Source organism: Serratia odorifera (genome assembly GCF_041448735.1).
GTDB classification, from domain to species: domain Bacteria; phylum Pseudomonadota; class Gammaproteobacteria; order Enterobacterales; family Enterobacteriaceae; genus Serratia_F; species Serratia_F odorifera.
In genome coordinates, this window is the sequence record NZ_JBGMUT010000001.1 from 1,058,442 (window position 1) to 1,083,349 (window position 24,908).

Here is a 24,908-nt window from a genome sequence, read left to right on the forward strand (position 1 = left end):
AGGATCGCCGGCTCAACCTGCCGCCCCACTGCGTTTCCGCTGCAGTTGCCGGTACAGCGTGCTGCGCGCAATGCCCAAACGCCTGGCCGCCAGGCTGATGTTGCCGTTGGCCTGTTTGACGGCGTCATACAGGTCTGGTGTGGTCGGTGTCTGCGCGACTGGCAGCTCAGCGTTGCGGTGCGTTGGATGAAACTGCTCCGGCAGGTGATGAAGCATAACGGCCTGGTTGTCGTCCGCCAGAGCCAGTAATACCTTCAACGTACTGAGTAATTGACGCACGTTACCCGGCCACGGATGGTCAGCCAGCGTGGTCACCACCTCCTGCGTCAAGGTGATACCACGTTGTTCGGCCCCCAACCGGTGCCACAACTGCTGAATAAAAGCCTTGCGCTGCGGACGTTCCCTCAGCGGTGGCACGCGCACGCTGAACTCCTGAATGCGGTAGAGCAAATCGTCACGAAATGCCCCTGTCGCAACCCGCTGTTCCAGCGACCGATGTGTGGCGCAAATCAGCGCAAAATCCACTTTATGCATCTGACGGCTGCCCAACGGCGTGACGGTTTTCTCCTGGAGAACCCGCAGCAGTCGAGTCTGAACGCTGAGAGGCATATCACCAATTTCATCCAGAAACAGCACGCCGCCATCGGCTTCTCGAATCTTACCCATGTAACCCTTGGCGCTTGCGCCAGTAAAGGCGCCCGGTGCATAGCCAAACAGTTCGGATTCAATCAACGGCTCGGGTAACGCTGCGCAGTTGATGGCGACAAAACGCCCACTTCGCCACTTGCTGTCTTGATACAGCTGGCGGCTGAAGTGCTCTTTGCCGCAGCCGGTTTCTCCGGTAACGCACAGCGCAAGACCGGCGTTCAGGATGCGCAGCGCCTTTTGGCGGTCAGCCGCCTGTGGATCCGGTGATGGCGGCAGTGAGCGCACCGCCCATGCTTGCCGGGTCGGCGCGTCCAGCAACGCGTAGTAGCGTCGGTTATTGACTGCCAGAGTCTGACGCGGGATATCCAGCGCCTGGCAGGCCAGCGCCGGGAACAGGTCGGCGAAGCGGCAATGGCCGACTGCCGCCGGCGTTAGCCGAAATTCCTGCATCGCCAGTCGATTGGCGCCGCTGAGCAGATCGTCGCAAAATACCAGCACCAGTTCGTGTTCGCTGCCGAGAATACGCGCATCCTTATGCAATCGCAGCACCCAATGAGCGGCGGTAATGGTGCTTTTTAGCCATTGATGTTCAATGTGACGTGCCGCCTGAAGAAGGATGCTACCGGCCTTGCCGTAAGGTGCTTGCGCCGGGGTCGAAATGTCCAGCACGCCGGCAATCTGGCCATCAGGTTGAAAGATCGGTACGGCGGAGCAGCGCAGTGCCGCGTTGGATTGCAGGTAGTGTTCGCCGCCGTTGACTTCACACAGCCCACCCAGCGCCAGCGCCGTGCCAATGGCATTGGTGCCGCGTTCACGTTCGCCCCACAGATTGCCGGGAGACAGCGACAACTGCGATGCCTGATGCAAAAAACCGCCGTTACCACAGGTTTCCAGCACCAGGCCACTGGCGTCGGAAATCACCATCACCGACGGTTGCTGATTAATGGCATCGGCAAAGCGCGCCAATAGTGGCTGGGCCAGTTGCGACACCCAACCGTTGCGATCGCGGATCTCATTGAGCGCGCGCGGACGAACAAATGGGATGCGCTCGTCACTGCGTGCCAAACCGTACAGCTGGCTGCGCCGCCATGAATCTGACAGCGGTCTGGTGAGGGAACGATTATCACGATCGGCGACTAAGCCTGCATCGACCGGCGGTAGCTTTGGCAACATGCGGTTCTCCGTCAGACGGTGTGTTGCATTTTTGTATCATGACTGTGTCCCATGTGTTGCGATGCGTGACACAAAAAATCAGTTTAAGCAATGATAAGCCCGCTATTTTTACCGTTTCGAAAGTATTTATAAATCCAACTGATTGATATTCAAAATATCTCAACCGTTCCTCGCCATGATTGAGCTATTTGGCATAGGCAATGCTTATCTCTGCTGCGACCTGGTGTCGTGCGCTCAAGCGCCAACCCTACTTTTGCAGCGAGGTATTGATGATGAAATATGTTCACCCCGGCCTGGCGGGCTCGTCCGTTTGTTACAAACAGCGGTATGGCAATTATATCGGTGGCAAATTTGTTGAGCCGGTAGACGGTCGTTATTTTACCAATACGTCACCGGTCAGCGGGCAGACGATCGGCGAATTCCCCCGTTCGACTGGGCAGGATATCGAATTGGCGCTCGATGCGGCACACGCTGCCGCAGCCGATTGGGGCAACAGTAGCGTTCAGACGCGCGCCAATACGTTATTGGCGATTGCCGACCGCATGGAGTCACAGCTCGAGTTGCTGGCGCTGACTGAAACCTGGGATAACGGCAAGCCGATCCGCGAAACGTTAAACGCCGATATTCCACTGGCAATCGATCATTTCCGTTACTTTGCCGGCTGTTTGCGCGCGCAGGAAGGCAGCATGGCAGAAATCGACAGCACCACCGTGGCTTATCATCTGTATGAACCGTTGGGGGTGGTTGGGCAGATCATTCCATGGAACTTTCCACTGCTGATGGCCGCCTGGAAGCTGGCTCCGGCATTGGCGGCCGGTAACTGCATTGTGCTCAAGCCTGCCGAGCAAACTCCGCTTGGGATCTGCGTGCTGCTTGAGCAGATTGGCGATCTGTTGCCAGCCGGCGTGCTGAACGTGGTACACGGCTTTGGCGCAGAGGCCGGTGAAGCGCTGGCACGCAGCAAGCGCATAGCAAAAATTGCCTTTACCGGCTCAACGCCGGTCGGCCGCCATATCCTGTCGTGTGCGGCAGAAAATATTATTCCGAGCACGGTAGAGCTGGGTGGAAAATCGCCAAACATCTACTTTGCCGATATCATGCAGGCGGAGCCGGAATTCATCGATAAAGCGGTTGAAGGGCTGATCCTCGGCTTCTTCAACCAGGGCGAAGTTTGCACCTGTCCGTCTCGTGCACTAATTCAGCGGGCGATCTATCCAGAATTTATTGAGCGCGTGCTGGCGCGCATGAAAACCATTCGCCATGGTGACCCGTTTGATACCGACACCATGATCGGCGCGCAGGCATCGAAGGAGCAGTTCGATAAAATCCTGTCCTATATCGACATTGCCAAAGACGAAGGCGGCAAGATTATCGCCGGGGGCCAACGCGCCAGCCAGCCAGCAGATCTGCAACAGGGATTCTATTTGCAGCCGACATTAATCACCGGCAACAACAGCATGCGTTTCTTCCGCGAAGAGATTTTTGGCCCGGTGATCGGCGTTACCACCTTTGAGGATGAAGCCGAAGCGCTGGCACTGGCCAACGACACCGAATTCGGGCTGGGTGCCGGCCTATGGACGCGTGACGTCAACCTCGCTTACCGGATGGGGCGTGCCATCAAGGCCGGACGCGTCTGGACCAACTGCTACCATCTGTACCCTGCCCATGCCGCCTTTGGCGGTTATAAAAATTCCGGCATCGGCCGCGAAACGCATAAGGCAGCGCTGTCGCATTACCAGCAAGTGAAGAATCTGCTGGTGAGTTACGATGTGAAACCACTCGGGCTATTTTAACGCCGTTTCGATCGCGCTATCGCCCCCTCTTTCTCGCGAGGGGGCATTGGCTGCTGCACTGATGGCCCGCCTGCTCTCCCCGTGCGCGCTGACGCCAACCTGGTCCCCCTTCCTTGATCAAATTCGTGAATGACTTCGCATATTGGTGAATAAATCGGCCGCCGCTATTGCGGCAGTCGATGTGCAATGATACTAGTAAACAACTTTACTAATATATGTAAAGTTGGAAAGTACATTACAACACTATCGAAGGACCTCTCATGTCAGAACTGAAATTCGCCACCCGGTTAAATTCATTCGCCTCAGGCGCCTGGCGCTATTGGCCTGAATTAACAGGTAAACCCTCTGTATTACAGATGATCGAGCGTGCCGGCACGGTGAACGGCCTTACCCACCTGGATTTGAATTATCCACAGCACATGTCTGACAACATCAGTACCATGCGGCAAAAAATTGCCGACGTCGGCCTGGCGGTTAATGGCATGCAAATGCGTTGGGATGCCCCTGAGTTTAAAATCGGCGCGTTCACCAATCCCGATCCGGCGATCCGCCGTCAGGCGATTGAACTGACCAAACGGGGTATCGATGCCGGCCGCGAGTTCGGTGCCAATCTGATGACGCTGTGGATGGGTCAGGACGGGTTCGACTACTGCTTCCAGGCCGATTATAAAAAAATCTGGGAAGATGCGGTCAGCGCCGTGCGTGAAGTTGCCGAATATGCCCCAGATATTGATATCAGTATTGAATATAAACCGAACGAGCCCCGTGCTTTCAGTATCTTCCCCAATGTTACCACCTGCCTGATTGCCGTTGAGGAAGCCAACTGCCCCAACCTCGGCATTACGCTGGATTTTGCCCATGTGCTGTACGCCAATGAAATTCCTGCCTATGCCGCAGCGATGGTCGCCCGCCGCTCCCGCCTGCTGGGACTGGATCTTAACGACGGCTGGGGCAAACGCGACGATGGCCTGATGGCGGCGTCGGTCAACCCACGCGCCACGCTCGAGTTCCTCTGGCAGATGCAGCGCGATGGCTATCAGGGTGCCTATTACTTCGACACCTTCCCTGACGCCAGCGGCCTGGATCCGGTGCGCGAAGCCGAAACCAACATCGCCACGGTGACGCGCTTATTGACACTGTGTGAAAAGCTCAATGACAACCCCGCGCTGCTGCAGGCAATCGGCCGTCAGGATGCGGTGGCTTCTCAGCAGATCGTCAACGATATCATGCTGGCCAGTTAACCCTCACCGCCATGGCGCCGTTGGCAATAATAACAATATGATCAAGAAGGATGGAAAATGAACACCTCGTTACTTTCTGTACTCACCTCTATTTTGTTTTGTTCCGCAGCCTATGCCGCCGAGCTGCCCCCGCTGCAATCCGATACCGAACCGGACCGTACCGACTGGACCGAACTGACGGCGAAATATGGCCCGATGCCAGCGGTAGCCAGCAACCTGAAGATCGGTGGCGTATCGAAAACCCTGACCAACGAATATTGGCGTTCGCTGGGCGACGGTTATAAAAACCTTGCCGACAAACATGGCTTCACCCTGGCTTATCAGGCGGCGGCCAATGAAGACGACCAGTTGGGACAACTGTCGATCGCCGAAACGCTTATCGCCCAGGGTTTCAATGGCCTGCTGGTGTCGCCACAAACCGATGCCAACCTGCAACCGGCGTACGAGGCGGCCAAAAATAAAAACATTCCGCTGGTCAACGTCAATGATGCGGTGATGCCCAATGCCGCGTATTACGTCGGTAATGTGCAAAAGGACAATGGCGTGCGCGTTGCCAACTGGTTTATCACTCACCGGCCACAAGGGGGCAAGGTTGCGGTTATCGAAGGTCAGCCAGGGGTTTACGCGGCGGCACAACGAACCAAAGGGTTTAAGGAAACGCTGGCCGCCAATGGCAACTATCCGCTGGTCGCCAGCGTTCCCGCCAACTGGAGTCGCGAGAATGCCTACAATGCCGCCGCCACCATCTTGCAGCAGCACCCTGACCTGATTGGCTTTTATGCCAATAACGACGGTATGGCGCTGGGCGTCGTGGAAGCGGTGAATGCGTTGGGCAAAAGCAAACAGGTTGCGGTGTTCGGCACCGATGGCATTTCCGACGCCTACGCGTCGATCAAGCGTGGTGAACTCACCGGTACCGTTGACAGTTTCCCGGTGCTGACGGGAGAAGTGGCGATGGAAGTGGTGCTGCGGCTGATTAATGGCCAAAAATTGTCACGCGTGATCTCGACGCCCCAGGCGCTGATCACCAAAGAAAATGCCGACGCGTTCTCCACCAAAGACAATGAAAAACTGCGCCAATTGCTCGCGCAACAATAAAAAGCGACGGAGGCGGTATGGAAGACGATTGTTTGACGATGCGCGGCATCAGCAAAGCCTACGGTAGCGCGCTGGCGTTACACAACGTGGATTTCTCGATAAAACCGGGCGAAGTGCATGCATTGATTGGTGAAAACGGTGCCGGGAAGTCCACTTTGCTGAACATTCTCTCTGGCGTTCGCGCGGCTGATAGCGGTGAAATCGGCGTGGATGGACAGCCGGTACAGCTGAAAGGCCCGCTTGCCGCGCGCCGAGCCGGTATTGCGATGATCCATCAGGAATTGCAGCATGTTCCCGAGCTTTCAGTGGCGCAGAACATGTTCCTCGGCCGGCCATTGACCCGTTGCGGCGGTTTGCTGGTCGATAAGAAAGCGCAATATCGGCGAGCGGTGGCTATTCTTCGCCGGCTGGATCCGTCGATCGATCCCGACGAGCCGATCAAGAACCTGAAAGTGTCGCAACAGCAGATTGTCGAAATTGCACGCGCGTTGTTGGACCACGCCAAGATTATTGCGATGGATGAACCCACTTCAAGCCTGACGCCCCGCGAATTCGATCGCCTGGCGGAGCTGATTGCCGATTTGAAATCGATGCAGGTCGCGCTGATTTACGTTTCACATAAAATGAACGAGATTTTCGCGGTATGCGATCGTGCGACCATACTGCGCGACGGCAAACAGGTTGGCGTAGTGAATATTTGCGACGAAACCGAAGAGTCGATTGTCGCCAAAATGGTGGGTCGCAAGATTGAGAAAGTGCAGCATCAATCCTACGCCAGTGAAAAAGAAGTTCTGCGGGTGGAACAGCTGGCGCGCGGCAGTGCGGTAAAGCCAACCAGTTTCATCGTGAAAGCCGGCGAGGTGTTGGGTATTGCCGGTCTGGTTGGCGCTGGGCGTAGCGAGCTATTGAAACTGATTGCCGGTATCGACGGCAAAACGGCAGGCCAGGTGCTGGTTGACGGGGTAGCGATAACAAAGCCTGGCGTTCGCGCGGCAATTCAGGCCGGCATCGGCCTGGTGCCAGAGGATCGTAAAAAAGAAGGCATCATTAAACAGCGCGCGGTGAAAATGAATATGGCCCTGCCCTCGATGATGAGCTTTACGCGTCGGGGCGTGCTGAACAAAACGCTATTGAACCGGCTGGCTTTACAGGTGATGACCGATTTGCGTCTGCGACCGCTTAACATTGACAAGCCGATTGGCACCTTGAGCGGCGGCAATCAGCAGAAGGTCATTATTGGTCGCTGGGTGGCGGCGGATGCCAAAGTATTTTTATTTGATGAACCAACCAGGGGGATCGATATTGGCGCCAAGTCAGAGATCTATAATCTCATCGAAAAATTAGCCCGGCAAGGAAAAGCCATTGTGGTGGTGTCATCTGAAATGCCGGAAATAATACGCATCGCGGATCGCGTATTGGTTATGCGCGAAGGTAAAGTCACCAAAGAACTGCTCGGAAACCAAATTACCGAAGAAAACATGGCTCGCCATGCAATAAATGATTGCCCTTAACACTCTGTCTCTTATTATATTCTTAAGGCACTTATTATGATGACACAAGATAATACTCAGCCTATCGCACCTGCTGCGACATTGCTCAAATTTAATTTGCGTGATGCCGGCACGGTGATTGGCCTGCTGATTATTGTGGCCACCTTCTCTTTCCTGTCACCGGTATTTTTTACCGTACCGAATCTGTTGAATATTCTGCAACAGTCGTCGATTAATGCCATTATTGCCCTGGGCATGACGCTGGTCATTATCTCCGGGGGGATTGATCTGTCCGTCGGCCCCACCGCCGCGCTGTCTGCGGTGCTGGGGGCCACGCTGATGGTATCGGGGGTGCCGGTGCCACTGGCTATCATGGCCACCCTCGGCGTTGGCGCCCTGTGCGGCGTGTTCAGCGGTACGCTGGTGGCGTATGCCGGCCTGCAGCCGTTTATCGTCACGCTCGGCGGCCTGTCGCTGTTCCGCGCGCTGGCGTTGATCTTCACCGGCGGCAATCCGATTTTCGGTATTCCGCTGGAGTTCCGTATGCTGATTAACAGTTCGCTGCTGGGTATCCCAACGCCGATCATCATTGTGTTGGTGATTGCAACGCTGCTTTGGGTGCTGATGAACAAGACCCCGTTGGGTGAGTATATCCTGGCGGTCGGTGGCAACGAAGAAGCCGCTCGGGTCGCTGGCGTACCGGTCAGGAAAACCAAAGTAACGGTTTTCATCATCTCCGGCGTGCTGGCTTCGCTGGCCTCACTGATCCTGATTGGCCGCCTGGGGGCTGCCGAACCGACCATGGGCAACCTGTGGGAACTGGATGCGATTGCCGCCGCGGCGATTGGCGGTGCGTCGTTAATGGGCGGTAAAGGCAGCATTATTGGTACTATCGTCGGCGCGATTATTTTAGGCGCCTTGCGTAACGGTCTCACCCTGCTCAATATTCAGGCTTTTTATCAATTGCTTGCCACTGGCGTTATAATTATTATAGCGATGTTGATTGACAGAGCGACTCGAGGCAAGTAATGAAGCAGGATCCGAAAGCAATTGGTGCGCAAATTCGCATGAGATTACCCCAGCTCACGCCATTGGAAAGAAAAGTGGTCGATGCGATTACCTCAAAGGCAGACTTGTCCGAGCAAACATCGTTAAAAGAAATTGCTCAGGAAAATAAGGTTTCCGATGCCATGGTGGTAAAACTGGCAAAAAAACTCAACTTCTCCGGCTTTCGCGATTTCAGAAGTAGCCTGGTTTTTTATAATTATTCTGAAGTGGCGAGTTTGCATGCAGAAATAGAGCCCAGTGACTCATCGGAACAATTGCTTTCTAAAGTATTTAGAACATCGATACAGGCAATCGAAGAAACATTATCGATATTGGATGTTTCGGCGTTTAACCGCGCTGCCGATATTTTATATAAGGCACGACATATCGATTTGTATGCCGTCGGCGGTTCTGCCGCCGTGGCTCGCGATCTGTCTCATAAGTTATTGAAAATCGGCATCAAGACCACCGCTTATGACGATGCGCATATGATGCTGATGTCGGCGGCGATTTTATCGGATGATGATGCGGTCATCGTTATCAGTCATTCCGGCGCCACCCGCACGGTAAACGATCCGATAAAACTGGCGGCAAAAAATGGCGCCAAAGTGATTGCCATCACCAACTATGCCGAGTCGCCCGTAGCGCTTGATGCGCACGTGGTGCTCAATTCAACATCTCAAGGTTCGCATTTGCTTGGGGAAAACGCCGCGTCGCGCATCGCTCAGCTCAATATCCTCGATGCGCTATTTGTGGCGATCGCCAAAAAAGATCTCGATAAGGCCGAAAAAAGTCTGACGAAAACCCAGCAGGCGATCCAGAACTTAAGAGAGTATTAGCATGAGTAAAATATTAGTTGTCGGCAGCCTTCATCATGACACCATGCTGCATGCGCACCACCGTCCGGAAAAGGGTGAAACGGTGATAGGCAGCGGCTGCTCATACAAATTTGGCGGCAAAGGCGGTAATCAGGCGGTGTCTGCCGCCAACGCCGGTGCGGCTGTACGCTTTGTCGGTGCGGTTGGCGCCGACCAACAGGGACGTTTCTTGCTGTCGGTGCTGGCGAGTCGCGGCGTCGACATTCAGCATATCAAGGCGCTACCTCAGGTGCCTTCCGGCATCAGCGTCGCCATTATGGATGCAGACAATGATTACGGTGCCGTCGTGGTGTCGAACGCCAATAACCATATTGATACGGCGCAGTTGAGCGAAGATGTCGTTTGGCAGCAGGTCAGCATGCTGCTGCTGCAAAACGAAGTGCCGGCGGCGATTAATCTCCAGGCTGCGCATCAGGCGAAAAAACGCGGGGTGCGGGTCTGCCTCAACGCTGCCCCTGCCCGCACGCTATCCACCGATCTGCAGGCTGCCATTGATCTACTGGTGGTTAACGCCGTTGAAGCCAGGGAGTTGAGCGGCATGCCGGTTGATAATCTGGCGGCCGCTTGCGCCGCCGCGCAGGCGCTGAGTCACCGTTTCCCGGCGGTGGTGGTTACCGCCGGCGAACACGGTGTGGCCTTCTGCCAGTCGGGCCAGCAGAGTCACAGCCTGCCGGCGGTCCAGGTGCAGCTGGTCAGCACTCACGGTGCCGGTGATTGCTTTATGGGCGTGCTGTGCACCGCTTTGCTGCAAGGGCAAACCCTGGCCCAGGCGGTGGCGCAGGCCAATCAGGTGGCGGCCGAGCACGTATCGCGCCAGCCCGCCTTGCCTGACGCGCTGCCCACCGCCTGACGCCAATGCGGTCACGATGACCGTTGCTCCTCGTCGACCAGGCTCTTCGCCTGTTGCTTCATAAACACCACTTCCTGCGGGCTGGACAGATGCACCTGCTGTTGGCGCAGCAGTTTAAGAATGTTAAACAGCAGGTCACTTTTGGTTGAGCCGACAATTCGCGGGCTGGAAACGTAGCCGGTAACGCTGAGAATGATGCCCTCCGGCCCCAGTTGGCTAAAGCGCACGTACGGCGCGGGCGAATCCAGTACCGCTTCGTAGTCGTGGTAGGCGCTGAGCAGAATATTACGCACCTGCTCCGGATCGATGTCGGTTGGGAAGGTCAGCGCGATGGTCACCACCCCTTGCGCATTGCCCATGGTGGCATTGCGCACGTTTTGCGATATCAACTGAGAGTTCGGCACAATCATCGTCGAGCGGTCGCTGAGCTGAATTTCCGTGGCGCGCACGTTAATCCGCCGCACGTCCCCTTCTACGCCGCCAATGCCAATCATATCGCCGACCTTGACCGGCCGTTCGGTTAACAGGATCAGCCCGGAAATAAAGTTTTTGACGATTTCCTGCAGACCAAAACCGATACCCACCGACAGCGCGCTGACGATCCATGCCAGTTTGTTCCACTGAATACCGAGTGCCGCCAGGGTGATCAGAATCACCAATACGTAGCCGACGTTACTGAACAGCGTGACCAGTGACGCGCGAATGCCGACGTCGTTGATGGTCTTCGGCAGCAGCTCGTTGTTCAGCCAGCGGCGGGTAGCGCGCAGGATATAGATGCCGATAATCAGGCAGATCAGGGAATTGATCAGATTACCGGGCACGATATGCAGCCGTTGCAGCCCTTCGCCAGTCATGATGGCGACGATTTTTTCCACCAGACTGTTCGGCGTGGTGGTGCCGAAGGTGCCGTTCAGCAGGGAAACGATCATTAACAGCAACAATGCGCATTTAAACGTGGCGGTGAAAACGATGCTCAACTGTTCCAAATGCCGATCGCTGAAATTAAACGATCGCTTTAGCGCACGTCCGCTGGCGGTATTGGGCGAAAAAATGGCGCTCCAGGCGTCGGTGGAAAACAGCACCAGAAAATAGAATGCCATCAATACCAGGGCAATCCAGATAATTTGATAGGTCAGGAACCGGGCGAACGAGATATAACCGATCAACAACGAGAACAGCACAATCAGCGAGGCGATCACCGTGGCGATTTGCACCAGCCCACCGAGCATCGTGCGTTCGGCGAGGTGTTCGCCGCGCAATTCGCTGCGTTGGCGAATGCGGTGTGCCCGCAGTGGCATTGCCAATACGACCAACGCCATTAATGCCGCTACCAGGCCGTTGCTGAAGATCGCCGTGCCCAGGCTGGCACCAATCACGTTATTGATTAATTCCACCGTGCCGAAGGCCAGCGCCAGGATCGCCAGCAGCGGTGAAAAATAGCGTAACCCCTGCGCTACGTGGTTATCCAGCACCGCCAACCGCCATGACGGCCGGCGTATTGACAGGAATGCTCGCCCCAAGCCGGCAATCAGCGCACTGAAAATCGCCAGGCGGGTAAAACCGTCGGCAAAATCCTGCATCATGGTGGGCAATGGCTGTACGCGAGCAAAAGCCTGATATAGCAGGTTGAGCGCCAGCGCGGTAGCAAACAGCGTAATAAACGCCGTGCCGAGGGCGGTAAAGCTGCGTCGCAAACGGCCGTCCGGCAAGTAGCGAATGCTGAACCAGGCGAGCAGTTGCTCCGAAAAATAACGCCCCAAGGACCCGATGGCAAAGGCCAGCAGCAGCAGCGCGATGGTGCCGTAGCGCCATTCCGGTTGCCAACTGGCGTCCCAGGCGCTGGTGATTTCCGCACTGAACTCCGCCAGCCGTTGTTGATCCTGCGCTTGCGGCGCTACCACCGGCGACCAGAATTTAGTGCTTAAGATACTGCCGGAGTTGAGTGCAAGCTGCGTCTTGAAGGCCACGCGGCGCAAATCGCCGATCTGTTGCATCAGATCCTGTGCGCCGGTGCGGAACGCCTGCAAACGGGTAACCGCATCATCCAGCGCCTTCTTGCTGTTGTTCAGCGAATTGCGCTGCTGTGCCACCGCGGCGGTTTCCGCTAGCCCGCCAGGCGCCGGCGGCGGCCCCAGCACCTCCAACTGCCCTTGCAGCTTTTCTTGCACCGGTTGCAGATCGGTCGCCAACTGCTCGGTACCCGCTGCCAGTTGTTGCGTGCTTTCGTACAGTTTGCTGAGCTGGTTATCGGTGGTGGCCTTCGAGACCTGCTGTTTGATACCGTCCAGCGTTTTCTGGAAGTTTTTCAGCGCACTGGCAATGTCCTGCTGACTCAGCTCGGTTTTTTCAGCCTCGGCGGCAACGCTGCTGAAGGCGGTTAACGGTAAACCGATCAACATAAACAGCAACAGGAAAATCTGTAACGGCCTAATCATAAGTCTCAATGCTCAAATAGGAATGGTAGACAAACAAAATAGACGAGACGGCTTGCGCCACCTCGCCCATTAACAATAAACCGAGATTATGATAACTGCTTCAGGCTTGACAAAACATCACTAACAGCACGCTTAGCGGATCGCCACCTGGGTCAGCAGCGCCAGCTTTTGCGGATTGCGCATGATAAAGACGTCGCTCAGGCGGTATTGGCGATCGTAAGCAAAGCTGATCGCCGCGGATATCGCCCCGTTCTGGCTGATGATAAACCCGTGCCCGCCGTTGATCACCACCTGCTGCCACTGGCAGTCGCGCCACCATAGGCCGAGCTTGGCCACCAGAAACTCGCTGACCGGTTGCATGCCATGCAATACATGCAACAGCGCCGACACTTTGCCGCCACCGTCAGCGGTCAGGCGTATGTCATCGGCCAACAACGGCATTAACCCGGCGGCGCTGCCGCTGGTGATGGCGCTCTCAAAAGCCGCCAGCAGCTGCCGTTGCCGCCTGTCTGGTGTGACATGGCGAGCCTGTGACAGTTCCACGTTGCGTTTGGCGCGTGACACCAGTTTGCGGCAGGCAACCTCGGTGATGTCGAGCGCCGCGGCCACTTCGGGATATGGCATGTCGAAAATATCGTGCAACAGATAGGCCGCCCTTTCCTTGGGTGACAATCGTTCCAGCATCAATAGAAACGCGGTGCTCAGTGATGACGCCAGCGCGGCGTTTTCCGCCTCCAGCGTTGCGCCTTGCTGGATCGGCTCCGGCAGCCAGGCTCCCACGTAGTCAACGCGTTTGCGGTAGGCCGCGCGCAACAGATCGATACAGCGACGGCTACAGGCCGAGGTCAGCCACGCCGCCGGGTTGGCGATCTGGTCAGCGTTCTGCTGCTGCCATTTGATGAAGGTGTCCTGCACGGCATCTTCGGCATCGGCACGCGAGCCAAGAATGCGGTATGCCAGCCCCAGTAACCTGGGGCGCACCTGTTCAAAGATTGCTATATAGGAAGTGCCTGTTTGCATCGCTTAGTGCCTTGATATCTGGAGCCGGTTCCACAGGTTGATCATGGCTATCGACGCCGTCAGCAAGGCGATTTCCTGTTCGGAAAAATGCTCGCGCAACTGCGCCCGCAACTGACCTAACCGCGTGGGCGCTGACAGCGTCGTCAGCGCCTCGGTCCAGGCCAGCGCCGCTTTTTCGCGCGCGCTGAAATCACTGACCTGATCCCACACCACCAGTCGATCCAACCGATCGTTGCTCTCACCGTCGTCGCGCGCTTCTTTAGTATGCATTTTTACGCAGAAAGCGCAGCGGTTGATTTGCGAAGCACGCAGTTGCACCAGGTGATGCAGGCGCGGTTCCAGTCCCGGATTGGTCAGGGTGTCATGCACTGCCATCATCGCCGCCAGTACCGCCGGGATTTCCTGTTCGTAACGTACCGCCTTGTCATTGCTCATCATACTGTCCTCGTGGATTGATTGACTCTTACAGCTATGACGATCGTCGCAGCGGGGCTGTGACCAGCAGGCGGAAAATTTTTATAAACGGCTTATCGGCGGGGTTTGCGGTTCTGCCGCTCAGTCAGGCGCCAGAGCAAGGCCAGTAACGTCAAACAGCCAGCGAGAATAAACAGGAATAATAGCAAGAATGCGCTGTTGCCAGTGGTGCGGCAATAGATTTCATTGAGGCCGACCGAGACCATCAGAATTGCGTACAGCAGAAAAAGAAGTGAGATAAACATAATGTCAGGCTGCGCAACCGCAGTATGTGAGGGATTATGGCATCCTCCCCGATATAAAATCAGTGATAACGGGGAGGATAGGTCTGGGTGGATCGTTAAGATTCATTTAGTCATCCCATTTGGTGCTTAGGTACGCCGCCAGCAGCCCGAGGGTGCTGATGATGCCCAGGAACCCGATAAATACGCTCATGTTTCCCATTGTTATTTCCTCAGTTGATTGTTTCGATAAATACCTCTCGGCGTCGCATACGGGGTCTAGCCTCCTTATCTTCGCGGTAAATATTCCGCGCCGGCATTATAAGCACAACAGTTTATATTTGGCTGGGGAATAGCTAACTTGTTTAGACGTTATTGAGGCAATGGTTCAGCGCAGACGTAATTAAAAAATGCTGTCCATTCTTTTGCTGTATATCTGAAAATAGCGCTTTTCGCTGCCCTGCCCACGCTTCTGACATCGACAGGCAGGCCACGCCTATTGCAGCCATCGCTTAATAAAATCACCCCGGTAAACTACGATTAGTGAATGTCTGGCAACAACACCGCCGGACATGGCAGATAACCCATTGAGGATTATCGTTATTGTCAACACTGCCACGGTCGCTTCGCGGTATTGCCCGCGCGTGGCCGAGTCTCACGCCAAAACGGCTAAGCAAGGTTAATTATGGCACGCACTACCCCTATTGAACGTTACCGCAACATCGGCATCTCGGCGCACATTGATGCCGGCAAAACTACCACGACCGAGCGGATTCTGTTTTACACCGGGGTCAGTCACAAGCTGGGCGAAGTTCATGACGGCGCCGCAACGATGGACTGGATGGCTCAGGAACAGGAACGCGGGATCACCATTACCTCGGCGGCCACTACCTGTTTTTGGAACGGCATGGAACATGATTATCCGCAGCACCGCATCAACATTATCGACACCCCCGGGCACGTCGATTTCACCATTGAGGTGGAACGTTCGATGCGCGTGCTGGATGGCGCGGTGATGGTGTATGACTCGGTGGGCGGCGTACAGCCACAGTCGGAAACCGTGTGGCGGCAGGCGAATAAATACCGGGTGCCACGCCTGGCTTTCGTTAACAAGATGGATCGCGTTGGCGCCAACTTCTTCCGCGTGCGGCAAATGATGATTGACCGACTGAAGGCCAATCCCGTGCCGATCGTCATTCCGATTGGCGCAGAAGACCATTTTAGCGGCGTGGTGGATCTGCTGCGTATGAAGGCCATTTTATGGGACGAGGCGTCACAGGGCATGACCTTCCGCTTTGAAGACGTTCCGGCCGAACTGGTTGCTTCTGCCAACGAGTGGCGCGAAAAAATGGTCGAAGCCGCCGCCGAAGGTTCTGAACAACTGATGGAAAAATACCTTGGCGGCGAAACGCTCAGCGACGCGGAGATCACCGCCGGCCTGCGCGCGCGCACCATTGCCGGTGAGATCCAGCCGATGCTGTGCGGTTCGGCGTTCCGTAACAAGGGCGTACAGCGCATGCTGGATGCGGTGATCGAACTGATGCCCTCGCCGCTCGACGTGCCGCCGATGGAAGGCCACGATGAAGACGACCATATCGTCAGCCGCCGCGCAGACGACAACGAGAAATTCTCGGCGCTGGCGTTTAAATTGATGACCGATCCGTTCGTCGGCCAACTGACCTTTGTGCGCGTTTACTCTGGCGTGCTGGCCAAGGGCAGCAGCGTATACAACCCGGTGAAAGGCAAGAAAGAGCGCATTGGCCGCATTGTGCAAATGCACGCCAACGATCGTAAGGACGTGGACGAACTGCACGCCGGCGACATTGCTGCCTGTGTCGGACTGAAAGACGTGACGACTGGCGATACGTTGTGCGATCCGAGCGCCATTATCACGCTGGAACGCATGGTGTTTCCGGAACCGGTGATCGCGCAGGCGATTGAGCCAAAGACCAAGAGCGATCAGGAGAAAATGGGTATTGCGCTGCAACGCCTGTCCTCCGAGGATCCGTCGTTCCGGGTGCGTAGCGACGAAGAGTCCGGCCAGACCCTTATTTACGGCATGGGAGAGCTGCATCTGGAAATCATCGTTGACCGGATGCGGCGCGAGTTCGGCGTGGAAACCACCACCGGCAAACCGCAGGTTTCCTATCGTGAAACCATTCGTCGCAAGGTCAGCGATGTAGAAGGAAAATTCGTCCGCCAATCCGGCGGCAAGGGCCAATACGGCCACGTCGTGCTGACGGTGGAACCGAACGACGCCGGCAAGGGGTTCGAGTTCTTTGACGAGATCAAAGGAGGGGTGATTCCCGGCGAATATATTCCGGCGGTGAAGAAAGGCATTCAGGAAGCGTTAGGTAACGGCGTGCTGGCCGGTTATCCGGTGGTGGATGTCAAGGTACATCTCACCTTTGGCTCGTATCATGATGTCGATTCGTCCGAGCAGGCGTTTCGCATGGCGGCGATCTTCGGCTTCAAAGACGCCTGTCGTCAAGCGGATCCGGCGATTCTGGAGCCGATCATGAAGGTTGAAATCGAGACGCCGGAAGAGTACGCCGGTGGCGTGATGGGCGATCTCTCGTCACGGCGCGGCCAACTGCAGGGCATGGAGGATATTCCGGGCGGTGGCGGCAAGGCAATCCATGCCAAAGTGCCGCTGTCCGAAATGTTTGGCTATTCCACCACTCTGCGTTCGATGTCACAGGGGCGGGCTACCTATACCATGGAGTTCAGCCATTACGCCGAAGCGCCGCGCAACGTGGCCGAAGAGATCATCAATCACCACAAGCGGTGATCCGCAGCCTGCCGCCGTGTGCGGCAGGCGTTATTTTTCTACGCTCAACGATACCACTATCGGTTCTGGCCGAATGCGCATGGCATAGACCACCCCGCCGATCAGGCAGCCAATGCCGCAGACCGTCAACAGCGGCGGCCACGCCTGCCGCAGCATGAAGGTATACGCCAGCCCGGCCAGAATTTCGAACACAATCAACGGCCCCACCAGTACCGTAGGCAGTCGCTGACTGGCTTCGTTCCAACATAACGCACCGATCCATGAGCAGAAGATGCCGAGAGCGAGCATCAAGCCAACGAATACCGCCGGCCGCGGGCCGAACGGCAAGGCAAACTCGGGCTGTGTCAGCGCCAGTTGGCCACACACCAGCAGATATCCCAGCAGCGCCAGCGGTAACGTCACCACGCCTTGTGCCGTCGCCCAGGTGGTTGGCCGCTGATCCGGGTGTTCACGTAACCAGCGAGCGTTACGCAGTGGGAACCAGGTCCAGCACGCCACCGCCAACAACGCCAGCGCCAATCCACTGCCATAGCGCCATTTATCCACCGGCACATCGTTGCCTTGCAGTTCGGCAATGTTGACCAGCACCAACCCAAGGGCAATCAGCAACAACGCCGGCATCAGCTTGTGCCAGGCAAGACGCCCATCGTGTTGGCCATAAAACAGATTGGCGGTCACGGAAATCACCACCGGCAAGGTGCCGATGATCATGGTGGACACCGGTGCACCGGTGCGCTGAATAGCGCTGGCCAGGCACAGGTAGTACAACAGGTTGCCGATCGCCGTTAGCTTCAACGCTTCTAACCAGTCCTGGCGTAACAAGCGTTGCAAACGCCGTCTATCCAGCCAGGCCAGCGGCAAGGCAATCAGTCCAAACGCCAGATAGCGTCCGGTGGACTGCAACGCCGCAGGATAATCCGGCACCAGCAGCGGCCCAACGAAGATAAGCCCCCACATCAGGCCGGCAGATAACGCAAATAACACTCCAATAAACATGACGACTCCATCGAAACAATCAGGGCGTAACGAAACTCACGCCCTGTAACAAGCTGATCTTGCGGTTGATGGAGCCAGTGTAACAGCGTCAGGCAGCAATCTATTGTAGCAGGTTGCTGTTTTACTCGGTGTCAAAGCGCGGGAATACCGCTTCTGGATCATAGCGTTCCCTCAGTGCCACCAGTCGTTGCCAATGCGATGTCGCGTAGCAACGCTGCACCGTATGGCTGCGCCCTTCCAGATCGAACTCGTTGATATAATGCCCGCAGGCATAGGGAGCCAAACGATCGTAACAATGATTCAACCATTGCCGGTTGGCGTCATCCTGTTGCGGATCATCCCACTGCATATAGCTGGAGACAAAATAACGACCGGTTGCCGAATAGGCGGCGTCGGGAAACGTTTGGTCGCCGCGCCAGATAATCATCGTCATGCCCTGAGGCGAGGGTTGAGACGGCAGTTGTTCACGCAGAATGGCGCTCACCTCCAGGATCCTATTGGTGAACAGGTTATCGGTACGCAAGCGGGAACACACCAGCGCCTGCTCGCTTTGCCGGTATATCGCTTCAAAATCCGCCATCTTTTCCGTTGCCAAGCATTGAATATCCAGCTTGAAGCGCTGGATCCGGTGGGTGAACAAAGCCTGTAGTGCATCCGCCTGGCGGACGCTGTCGGCAAAGGCCAACGTATTGACCACCACCTGTTGCTGGTCGTTGCCGGCCAGTACGATCATGATTTGCAACTGTTTGTCCCACTGGTGACTGTCGAGCATTTCGAACAGTAACGGCAATGCTTTACCCGGCAAGCTATAGAGATGGCTGGTGATCGCCGCCGGATGAGGCCAGCACTGGAGATAAAACGCGGTGATGACAAAAAAGGCATTGGGCCCGGCGCCGCGCGCCGCCCACCACAATTCGGGATTTTCGCTGGCGCTGGCATGCCTGCACTCGCCGTCGGCGGTAATAACGTCAACCGCCGTGACGTTAAATACGCTCATGCCGCCCCAGGCGGTAGAATTTATCCCCAGCCCGCCGCCGAGTAAAAATCCGCTCAGCGCCACATCGCCGCCGTGTCCGGTGGGAAACGCCAGCCCCAAAGGTGCTAACTGATGCATTAACTGTCGCCCGGTGGCGCCGGGCTCGACCCGGGCGATGCCGGTAGTGGTATCGACCTGTATTTCATTCAGAGCCGAAATATCCAGCAGAATGCTGTCATTTTGCAGGAAAATGCCGGCATAGCTGTGTCCCCCGGCGCGGACACACAGCGCTTTGCCATATTTGCGGGCCAGATTGACGGTAGCAACGATGTCCTGCTGGCATTCCGCTCGCACAATCAGTTCAGGAAAGCGCTTAAAATCCCGCTGATTCCAGCTTGCCTGGCGATACCAGCCGGCATATTCGGCATGGTAACGGGAGCGAACCTTTCCGCTCAGTTGGCAGCAAAATACACGATAGTCATCTGCTGCACAGGTTAAAGAAAGCTCTGTCATAGTGATAACCTTTTTTGCGTTATAAAAGTGGCTGCTTTATCGTCTGATTACTGATGCGGACGGTGGGTTACGGCATACAGGGGCAATGGCTGCAAACCCAGACGGGTTTTGATTTTGGCGTTTAAACGTCCTGCTTCGAGGCGCTTCAGTCGCCGCTGAAAGGCGTACTGATAGGCATTGGCAAAACACAGGGTATAAGGGCTGAACGCCAGGCCTTCATACTTCATGCCGGCTGACCATAAGTGCAGCGTGTCCTGCTCCTCAAAACACACCATACCAGCGAGCAATTCGCCCTCTTTCTCGATAAGATTCAAGCGAATAAGGTCACCACAAAGCCGACTGAAACGCGCCAGAGGCGCCGCCGGGAAATACTGGGGCGTACCGTGGCGTGAGGTGGTCTGAAAACAGAGCTCAGTGAGCTGTTCAAGGCGTTGATCGAACGGCGGCGCAATTATCGAGGCAACCGCCCCGCTGTCATTGAATTTTCGCATTTGCCTGCGCATTTCACCGCGTCCATCATAAGGCAGACTTTCCACAAAATGTTCAAAATCGCGAAAGTGCGTCAAATCAGCATAATAGCGGTCGAACATATAGTTGATGTTCAAGTCGGCTTGCGCCGCTAACGGCAATAGTGGGGATTCGGCGACGTTCAACAAGCCGGAATAGCGTGCGCCAACCTGTTTTGCGGTCAGCTTTAGCCGCATGAAAAGGCTGTCATAAATATGATTTAAAGATGAAAAGCTTAATACGGTGCTATTAAAACAGTGCATGATATGGCTAAACAAACCATAATCATCACCTTCATTTCGTATATCTGCCTTTTGTTCCAATACGCGAAATGGATCAACAACATCCAGGCGTTGTAAATAAGCCGGTATAAATGCAACCAACTTACCCTCTATCCTCACCGTCAGGTAAAAGAATTGTTTTACAGACAGTAACGGAGAGAGTTCCGCCGCTTGTAAAAAGCGCCAGTCATAAAATAACGGCGAACCGCATTGAGCATGAAAGCAGCGGTATTCCTCCTCGTCTAATTGCTTGAGGGTATGTAGCGTGTCGGTAATGTATTCCACGTGAGTGCCTCGCTTTAATAAGTGATGACAACCCCGGTGTTAAATTTATATGGCGGTCGGTCTTTGAATTCCTTGATGACCTTTAGCCGAGTTTGCAGTCGACCAACACGGTGTGTGGGTGCGCCAGATAGGCATGCAAATGTTCCGGTATTTCATCCGCGGCGCACGCCGCCTCGGGATTGCGCCAGCAGGTTACCGTGAAGCCATTATGCGCCAGTGCGCTGTCAATCGCGCCGCGCGACCAGTAGTTGGCACAGATAGGCGCCCCGGATTGCTGGGGAAACGACAGCTGTACCGTGCTGCCATCCTGCTGTGGTTGCGTACCACTCAGTTGGAAGCCGTAGGGAAGATAATATTCTTGGTCAACCTTATATTCCGGATTTAGCGGTAATGTCAGTAAGCGTCCGCCCGGTTTAAGCATCCGCGCCATGGTCGCCACCATTTCTTTAAGAAAATCATAATTGGTGGCATAGGGTAAAACGTACACCGCCAATACCAAATCAAACGTATGCGCCATCTCAGGCGTTATTTTTGATATATATTCAATACCTAATGGTTTTTCCATCTCGCGTTTTTTTGCATACTCCAGCATTCCCCCTGCCACATCAAATCCGACGACGTGATGCGCCCCGGAAGATTTTAACAATCGGGCATAATGACCGGTGCCGCAACCGAAATCGAGAATGTTCAGGGAAGAGACACCCCCCAACTGTTCTATTACGGAAGGTGTTTCAATTTGCTTGCGAAATGGCCATTCAAACATCTGCTCGTAAAAAATGGCCAAAGAATCAAATTGACTCTGACTGTTAGCGATTTCCATTTTCACTCCGAATCGGATAATGAGTATAAATTTATAGTTAGGCAAGTTGAAATTTGCAAACTTTGCCAGTTTTAAAAAGAAAAAATATTTATGACAGTTCGTTATCTCGTTGAGAATGTAATTATTTCATCTGATGAGTATTGCCATCGCACTTATTAACCTGAGAAAACTTGTTTTTGATAACGGGCTGGAGTGACGCCGTAACGATTGGCGAAAGCCCGCGTCAAATGCGCCTGGTCGGTCAAGCCGACCGCGGCAGCCACCTGTGCGGCCGGCATGCCCTGCGTTAGCCGTCGTTTTGCCTGGTAAAGTCGAATGGCCATCAGCATTTGATGAGGCGATACATGAAACTGTGCCTTGAACTTGCGCTGAAAATGATACGGACTGAGCGCGACCAATGCTGCCAGGCCGTCTAGCGTAATTGGTTGGGCATAGTGTTCCCAGAGATATTCTCGCACGATATCCAGACGGATCGCGCCCTCCCGTGGCTGTGGCTGCGCCACCTTTGCATGCGGACGAAACGCCGCGATCGCCTCCAGCAGCAGGCCGTCGATAGCCAATGGATCCTGAGCCTGCCACAGCGCGGCCAGAGTCTCAGCAATACGCCGTGCCGCCGGCGCATCGTCGCGCACCGCGTCGGTAAACCAGAGGCCCTGCTCGCCGCTCAGCCGCGCCAGCGTTGCCGGTTCAAGGTAAATCATCCGGTAGTTCCAGCCGCCTTCGCTGGCGGATTCGCCGGTATGCAATTCATCGGGGTTCATTAACACCAGTGAACCGGGGGCAGCGACGTGCTGCGCACCTCGATAGCGAAAACGTTCGGCGCCCTGCACCACCGTGCCGATGCCAAAGGCGGCATGGGTGTGCGGTTCAAACGCATAGCGATCGATATGGGCATGATAAAGCTCAACGCCCGGCAACTGCGGCAGATGCCGAAACTGCGCACAGTCTTTTTCGAACGGAAACTGTTGTGGAACACCTTGCATTGCGTGGGTCATCCTGCGTTGTCACGAGCGGCCAAGTGAAATAAACAGCCACTATGATAGTTAATCGGCCACAATTTGCGTAGCGCGTTCACGTTGTGAGCAGTTCACATGGCCAAAAAGCCGCTAGGCTAGAATTAGCGTGGCGAACGTGTCACTCTAGACGACTGGTCTAATTCATACTGAAGGAACCCGATGATGAAAATTCTCATGGTGCTGACATCTCACGACCAACTGGGTAACACCGGTAAGAAAACCGGTTTCTGGCTGGAAGAATTTGCCGCCCCCTATTACATCTTCAAAGATGCCGGCGCCCAGCTGGTGCTGGCCTCACCCGCCGGTGGCCAGCCGCCGCTGGATCCGAAAAGCAATGAAGAGGATTCGCAGACCGACGACACTCGCCGTTTTGTCAATGATGCCCCGGCGGTAGCGGCGCTGTCCTCAACCCGCAAACTCTCGCAGATTGTTGCGAGCGAGTTTGATGCAGTATTTTATCCGGGCGGCCACGGGCCTTTATGGGATCTGGCAGAAGATCCGTTGTCCATCGCGCTGATTGAAACCACCCTGGCGGCCAACAAACCGTTGGCGGCAGTGTGCCATGCGCCAGGTGTGCTGCGCCATGTCAAGGGGGCGGACGGCCAACCACTGGTGCGGGGCAAAGCGGTGACCGGCTTTAGCAACAGCGAAGAAGACGCCGTTGGCCTGACCGAGATCGTTCCGTTCCTGGTCGAAGACGTGCTCAAGCAACAGGGTGGCAATTACAGCAAAGGTGCGGACTGGGCTTCCTATGTCGTCAGCGATGGCCTGCTGGTCACCGGACAAAATCCGGCGTCATCCGCCGAAGCGGCGCGCGCCCTGCTCGCGCTAGTGAACTCGCAGTAAAGAGGTAACAATGTACTCAAATACACAACTTTATATTGATGGTGAATGGCGTGATGCCCAATCCGGTAAAACGCTGGCGGTCACCAACCCGGCTACCGACGAAACCATCGGTCACGTCGCCCATGCCGGACAGGCAGATCTCGATCTGGCGCTGGCCGCTACCGAGCGCGGTTTTAACATCTGGCGTCAAACCTCGGCCTATCAGCGCGCCAACATGATGCGCCAGGCCGCCGCCCTGCTGCGCGAACGTGCGGCGCAGATCGCCACGCTGATGACACAGGAACAGGGTAAACCGCTGGCGCAGGCCAAAGTGGAAGTTCTGGGCGCTGCCGATGTGATCGACTGGTTCGCCGGCGAAGCCAGCCGTACTTACGGACAAATCATACCGGCACGCCAGCAGGACGTACAGCAGCAAACGCTGAAGCTGCCGGTTGGTCCGGTGGCGGCCTTTACGCCGTGGAACTTCCCGATCAACCAGATCGTGCGCAAACTGTCGGCCGCGCTGGCCGCCGGTTGTTCGATCATCATCAAGGGGCCGGAAGAAACCCCGGCCTCGCCGGCTGCGCTGATCCAGGCCTTCGCCGATGCCGGTATTCCGGCCGGGGTGATTGCGCTGGTTTACGGTACGCCGGCGGAGGTATCGGAGTATCTGATCCCTCACCCGACCATCCGCAAGATTTCGTTCACCGGCTCTACCCGCGTCGGCAAACACCTGGCGGCACTGGCTGGTCAGCACATGAAAAAAGCCACCATGGAACTGGGCGGACACGCGCCGGTATTGATCTTTGACGATGCCGATCTTGATGCGGCGGCGAAAGAACTGGCCGCCGCCAAGTTCCGTAATGCCGGCCAGGTGTGCATTGCGCCGACCCGTTTCCTGATCCAACAGGGCGTGTATGATGAGTTTGTCGAAAAGTTCACCGCTGCGGTGCGTGAAATCAACGTCGGCAACGGCCTGGACGACGGCGTGACCATGGGGCCAATGGTACTCGGTCGCAGCGTCGATGCCATTGAGGCATTCGTACAAGACGCGATTGCCCAAGGGGCAAAAGTCACCACCGGCGGCAAACGCCTGACGGACAAAGGCAATTTCTTTGCGCCGACGGTATTGCGTGATGTGCCGTTGAATGCGCGCGCCATGTCGGAAGAACCCTTTGGCCCGGTTGCGTTGTTGCGGCCGTTCAACGATTACCATGAAGCCATCGCCGAAGCCAATCGTCTGCCCTATGGCCTGGCCGCCTATGCCTACAGTCGCAATATTGCCACCGTCAACGCCCTGGGGCGTGATGTCGAAAGCGGTATGCTGACCATCAACCATATCGGTTTTGGTCTGCCGGAAACGCCATTTGGCGGCGTGAAAGACTCTGGTCACGGCACCGAGGGCGGTAGCGAAGCGATCGAGTCCTATCTCGAAACACGTTTCGTTACCGTCGCCGGTCGCTAATCAAGCCCGGTTGGTAACATGACGGTCACAACCGGCCAGTAATTACTGGCCGGTTTTTTATCGCT

At 55.7% G+C, this 24,908-nt stretch carries 20 protein-coding genes; 10 read left to right on the forward strand and 10 right to left on the reverse strand.

Going from position 1 to position 24,908, the window contains the following annotated elements:
* Nucleotides 1–12 precede the first annotated feature (12 nt).
* Complete coding sequence (locus ACCC84_RS04955) at nt 13–1,821, reverse strand: sigma-54-dependent Fis family transcriptional regulator (RefSeq protein WP_371901610.1); 1,809 nt, start codon at nt 1,819–1,821, stop codon at nt 13–15.
* Between the two features lie 272 nt (nt 1,822–2,093).
* Here ACCC84_RS04955 and ACCC84_RS04960 point away from each other — a divergent pair, with 272 nt between their 5' ends.
* The 7 genes from ACCC84_RS04960 (at nt 2,094) to ACCC84_RS04990 (ending at nt 10,218) form a co-directional block, all read left to right on the forward strand.
* On the forward strand, nt 2,094–3,614 hold the full coding sequence (locus tag ACCC84_RS04960) for an aldehyde dehydrogenase family protein (RefSeq protein WP_371901665.1): 1,521 nt from the start codon (nt 2,094–2,096) through the stop codon (nt 3,612–3,614).
* Nucleotides 3,615–3,874: 260 nt separating this feature from the next.
* Nucleotides 3,875–4,855 (forward strand): TIM barrel protein, encoded by a 981-nt coding sequence (locus tag ACCC84_RS04965; protein WP_198773078.1) that lies wholly within the window; start codon nt 3,875–3,877, stop codon nt 4,853–4,855.
* A 57-nt stretch (nt 4,856–4,912) separates the two neighbouring features.
* Nucleotides 4,913–5,953 carry a sugar ABC transporter substrate-binding protein gene (locus ACCC84_RS04970; RefSeq protein WP_198773077.1) on the forward strand — a complete coding sequence of 347 codons (1,041 nt, stop codon included), beginning with the start codon at nt 4,913–4,915 and terminating at the stop codon, nt 5,951–5,953.
* Nucleotides 5,954–5,970: 17 nt separating this feature from the next.
* A complete protein-coding gene (locus ACCC84_RS04975; RefSeq protein ID WP_371901611.1) occupies nt 5,971–7,464 on the forward strand; it encodes a sugar ABC transporter ATP-binding protein in 1,494 nt (497 codons plus the stop codon).
* Nucleotides 7,465–7,500: 36 nt separating this feature from the next.
* The gene (locus ACCC84_RS04980; RefSeq protein ID WP_371901612.1) at nt 7,501–8,472 is read left to right on the forward strand and encodes an ABC transporter permease; all 972 of its coding nucleotides are present in this window, start codon (nt 7,501–7,503) and stop codon (nt 8,470–8,472) included.
* On the forward strand, nt 8,472–9,329 hold the full coding sequence (locus tag ACCC84_RS04985; RefSeq protein ID WP_004962906.1) for a MurR/RpiR family transcriptional regulator: 858 nt from the start codon (nt 8,472–8,474) through the stop codon (nt 9,327–9,329). The genes ACCC84_RS04980 and ACCC84_RS04985 overlap by 1 nt, the downstream gene beginning before the upstream one ends.
* Nucleotide 9,330: 1 nt before the next feature.
* Nucleotides 9,331–10,218, forward strand: a complete 888-nt coding sequence (locus tag ACCC84_RS04990; protein WP_198773076.1) for a PfkB family carbohydrate kinase — start codon at nt 9,331–9,333, stop codon at nt 10,216–10,218.
* 11 nt (nt 10,219–10,229) lie between these two features.
* Here the strand turns inward: ACCC84_RS04990 and ACCC84_RS04995 are convergent, their stop codons facing one another.
* The 4 genes from ACCC84_RS04995 to mgtS all read right to left on the reverse strand — a co-directional run bounded on the left by ACCC84_RS04995 (nt 10,230) and on the right by mgtS (nt 14,591).
* Complete coding sequence (locus ACCC84_RS04995) at nt 10,230–12,653, reverse strand: DUF3772 domain-containing protein (protein WP_004962902.1); 2,424 nt, start codon at nt 12,651–12,653, stop codon at nt 10,230–10,232.
* A 132-nt stretch (nt 12,654–12,785) separates the two neighbouring features.
* Nucleotides 12,786–13,673 (reverse strand): RNA polymerase sigma factor SigJ, encoded by an 888-nt coding sequence (sigJ, locus tag ACCC84_RS05000; protein ID WP_273868259.1) that lies wholly within the window; start codon nt 13,671–13,673, stop codon nt 12,786–12,788.
* A 3-nt stretch (nt 13,674–13,676) separates the two neighbouring features.
* Nucleotides 13,677–14,111 carry a carboxymuconolactone decarboxylase family protein gene (locus tag ACCC84_RS05005; RefSeq protein ID WP_004962898.1) on the reverse strand — a complete coding sequence of 145 codons (435 nt, stop codon included), beginning with the start codon at nt 14,109–14,111 and terminating at the stop codon, nt 13,677–13,679.
* A 387-nt stretch (nt 14,112–14,498) separates the two neighbouring features.
* Nucleotides 14,499–14,591 carry a protein MgtS gene (gene mgtS, locus ACCC84_RS05010; protein ID WP_147415647.1) on the reverse strand — a complete coding sequence of 31 codons (93 nt, stop codon included), beginning with the start codon at nt 14,589–14,591 and terminating at the stop codon, nt 14,499–14,501.
* A 462-nt stretch (nt 14,592–15,053) separates the two neighbouring features.
* Here mgtS and fusA point away from each other — a divergent pair, with 462 nt between their 5' ends.
* Nucleotides 15,054–17,159, forward strand: a complete 2,106-nt coding sequence (fusA, locus tag ACCC84_RS05015) for an elongation factor G (protein ID WP_004962887.1) — start codon at nt 15,054–15,056, stop codon at nt 17,157–17,159.
* Nucleotides 17,160–17,189: 30 nt separating this feature from the next.
* Here the strand turns inward: fusA and ACCC84_RS05020 are convergent, their stop codons facing one another.
* The 5 genes from ACCC84_RS05020 to ACCC84_RS05040 form a co-directional block, all read right to left on the reverse strand.
* Nucleotides 17,190–18,155: a DMT family transporter gene (locus ACCC84_RS05020; RefSeq protein WP_004962885.1), complete on the reverse strand. Its 966-nt coding sequence runs from the start codon at nt 18,153–18,155 to the stop codon at nt 17,190–17,192.
* A gap of 121 nt (nt 18,156–18,276) precedes the next feature.
* The gene (locus ACCC84_RS05025; RefSeq protein ID WP_004962882.1) at nt 18,277–19,644 is read right to left on the reverse strand and encodes an FAD-binding oxidoreductase; all 1,368 of its coding nucleotides are present in this window, start codon (nt 19,642–19,644) and stop codon (nt 18,277–18,279) included.
* 47 nt (nt 19,645–19,691) lie between these two features.
* On the reverse strand, nt 19,692–20,717 hold the full coding sequence (locus ACCC84_RS05030) for a GNAT family N-acetyltransferase (RefSeq protein ID WP_004962879.1): 1,026 nt from the start codon (nt 20,715–20,717) through the stop codon (nt 19,692–19,694).
* A gap of 82 nt (nt 20,718–20,799) precedes the next feature.
* A complete protein-coding gene (locus tag ACCC84_RS05035; protein ID WP_371901613.1) occupies nt 20,800–21,537 on the reverse strand; it encodes a class I SAM-dependent methyltransferase in 738 nt (245 codons plus the stop codon).
* Nucleotides 21,538–21,692: 155 nt separating this feature from the next.
* Nucleotides 21,693–22,520, reverse strand: a complete 828-nt coding sequence (locus ACCC84_RS05040; protein WP_039992100.1) for an AraC family transcriptional regulator — start codon at nt 22,518–22,520, stop codon at nt 21,693–21,695.
* 195 nt (nt 22,521–22,715) lie between these two features.
* Here ACCC84_RS05040 and ACCC84_RS05045 point away from each other — a divergent pair, with 195 nt between their 5' ends.
* Nucleotides 22,716–23,399: a type 1 glutamine amidotransferase domain-containing protein gene (locus tag ACCC84_RS05045; RefSeq protein WP_273868390.1), complete on the forward strand. Its 684-nt coding sequence runs from the start codon at nt 22,716–22,718 to the stop codon at nt 23,397–23,399.
* A 10-nt stretch (nt 23,400–23,409) separates the two neighbouring features.
* The gene (locus ACCC84_RS05050) at nt 23,410–24,843 is read left to right on the forward strand and encodes an NAD-dependent succinate-semialdehyde dehydrogenase (protein ID WP_004962869.1); all 1,434 of its coding nucleotides are present in this window, start codon (nt 23,410–23,412) and stop codon (nt 24,841–24,843) included.
* Nucleotides 24,844–24,908: the final 65 nt, after the last annotated feature.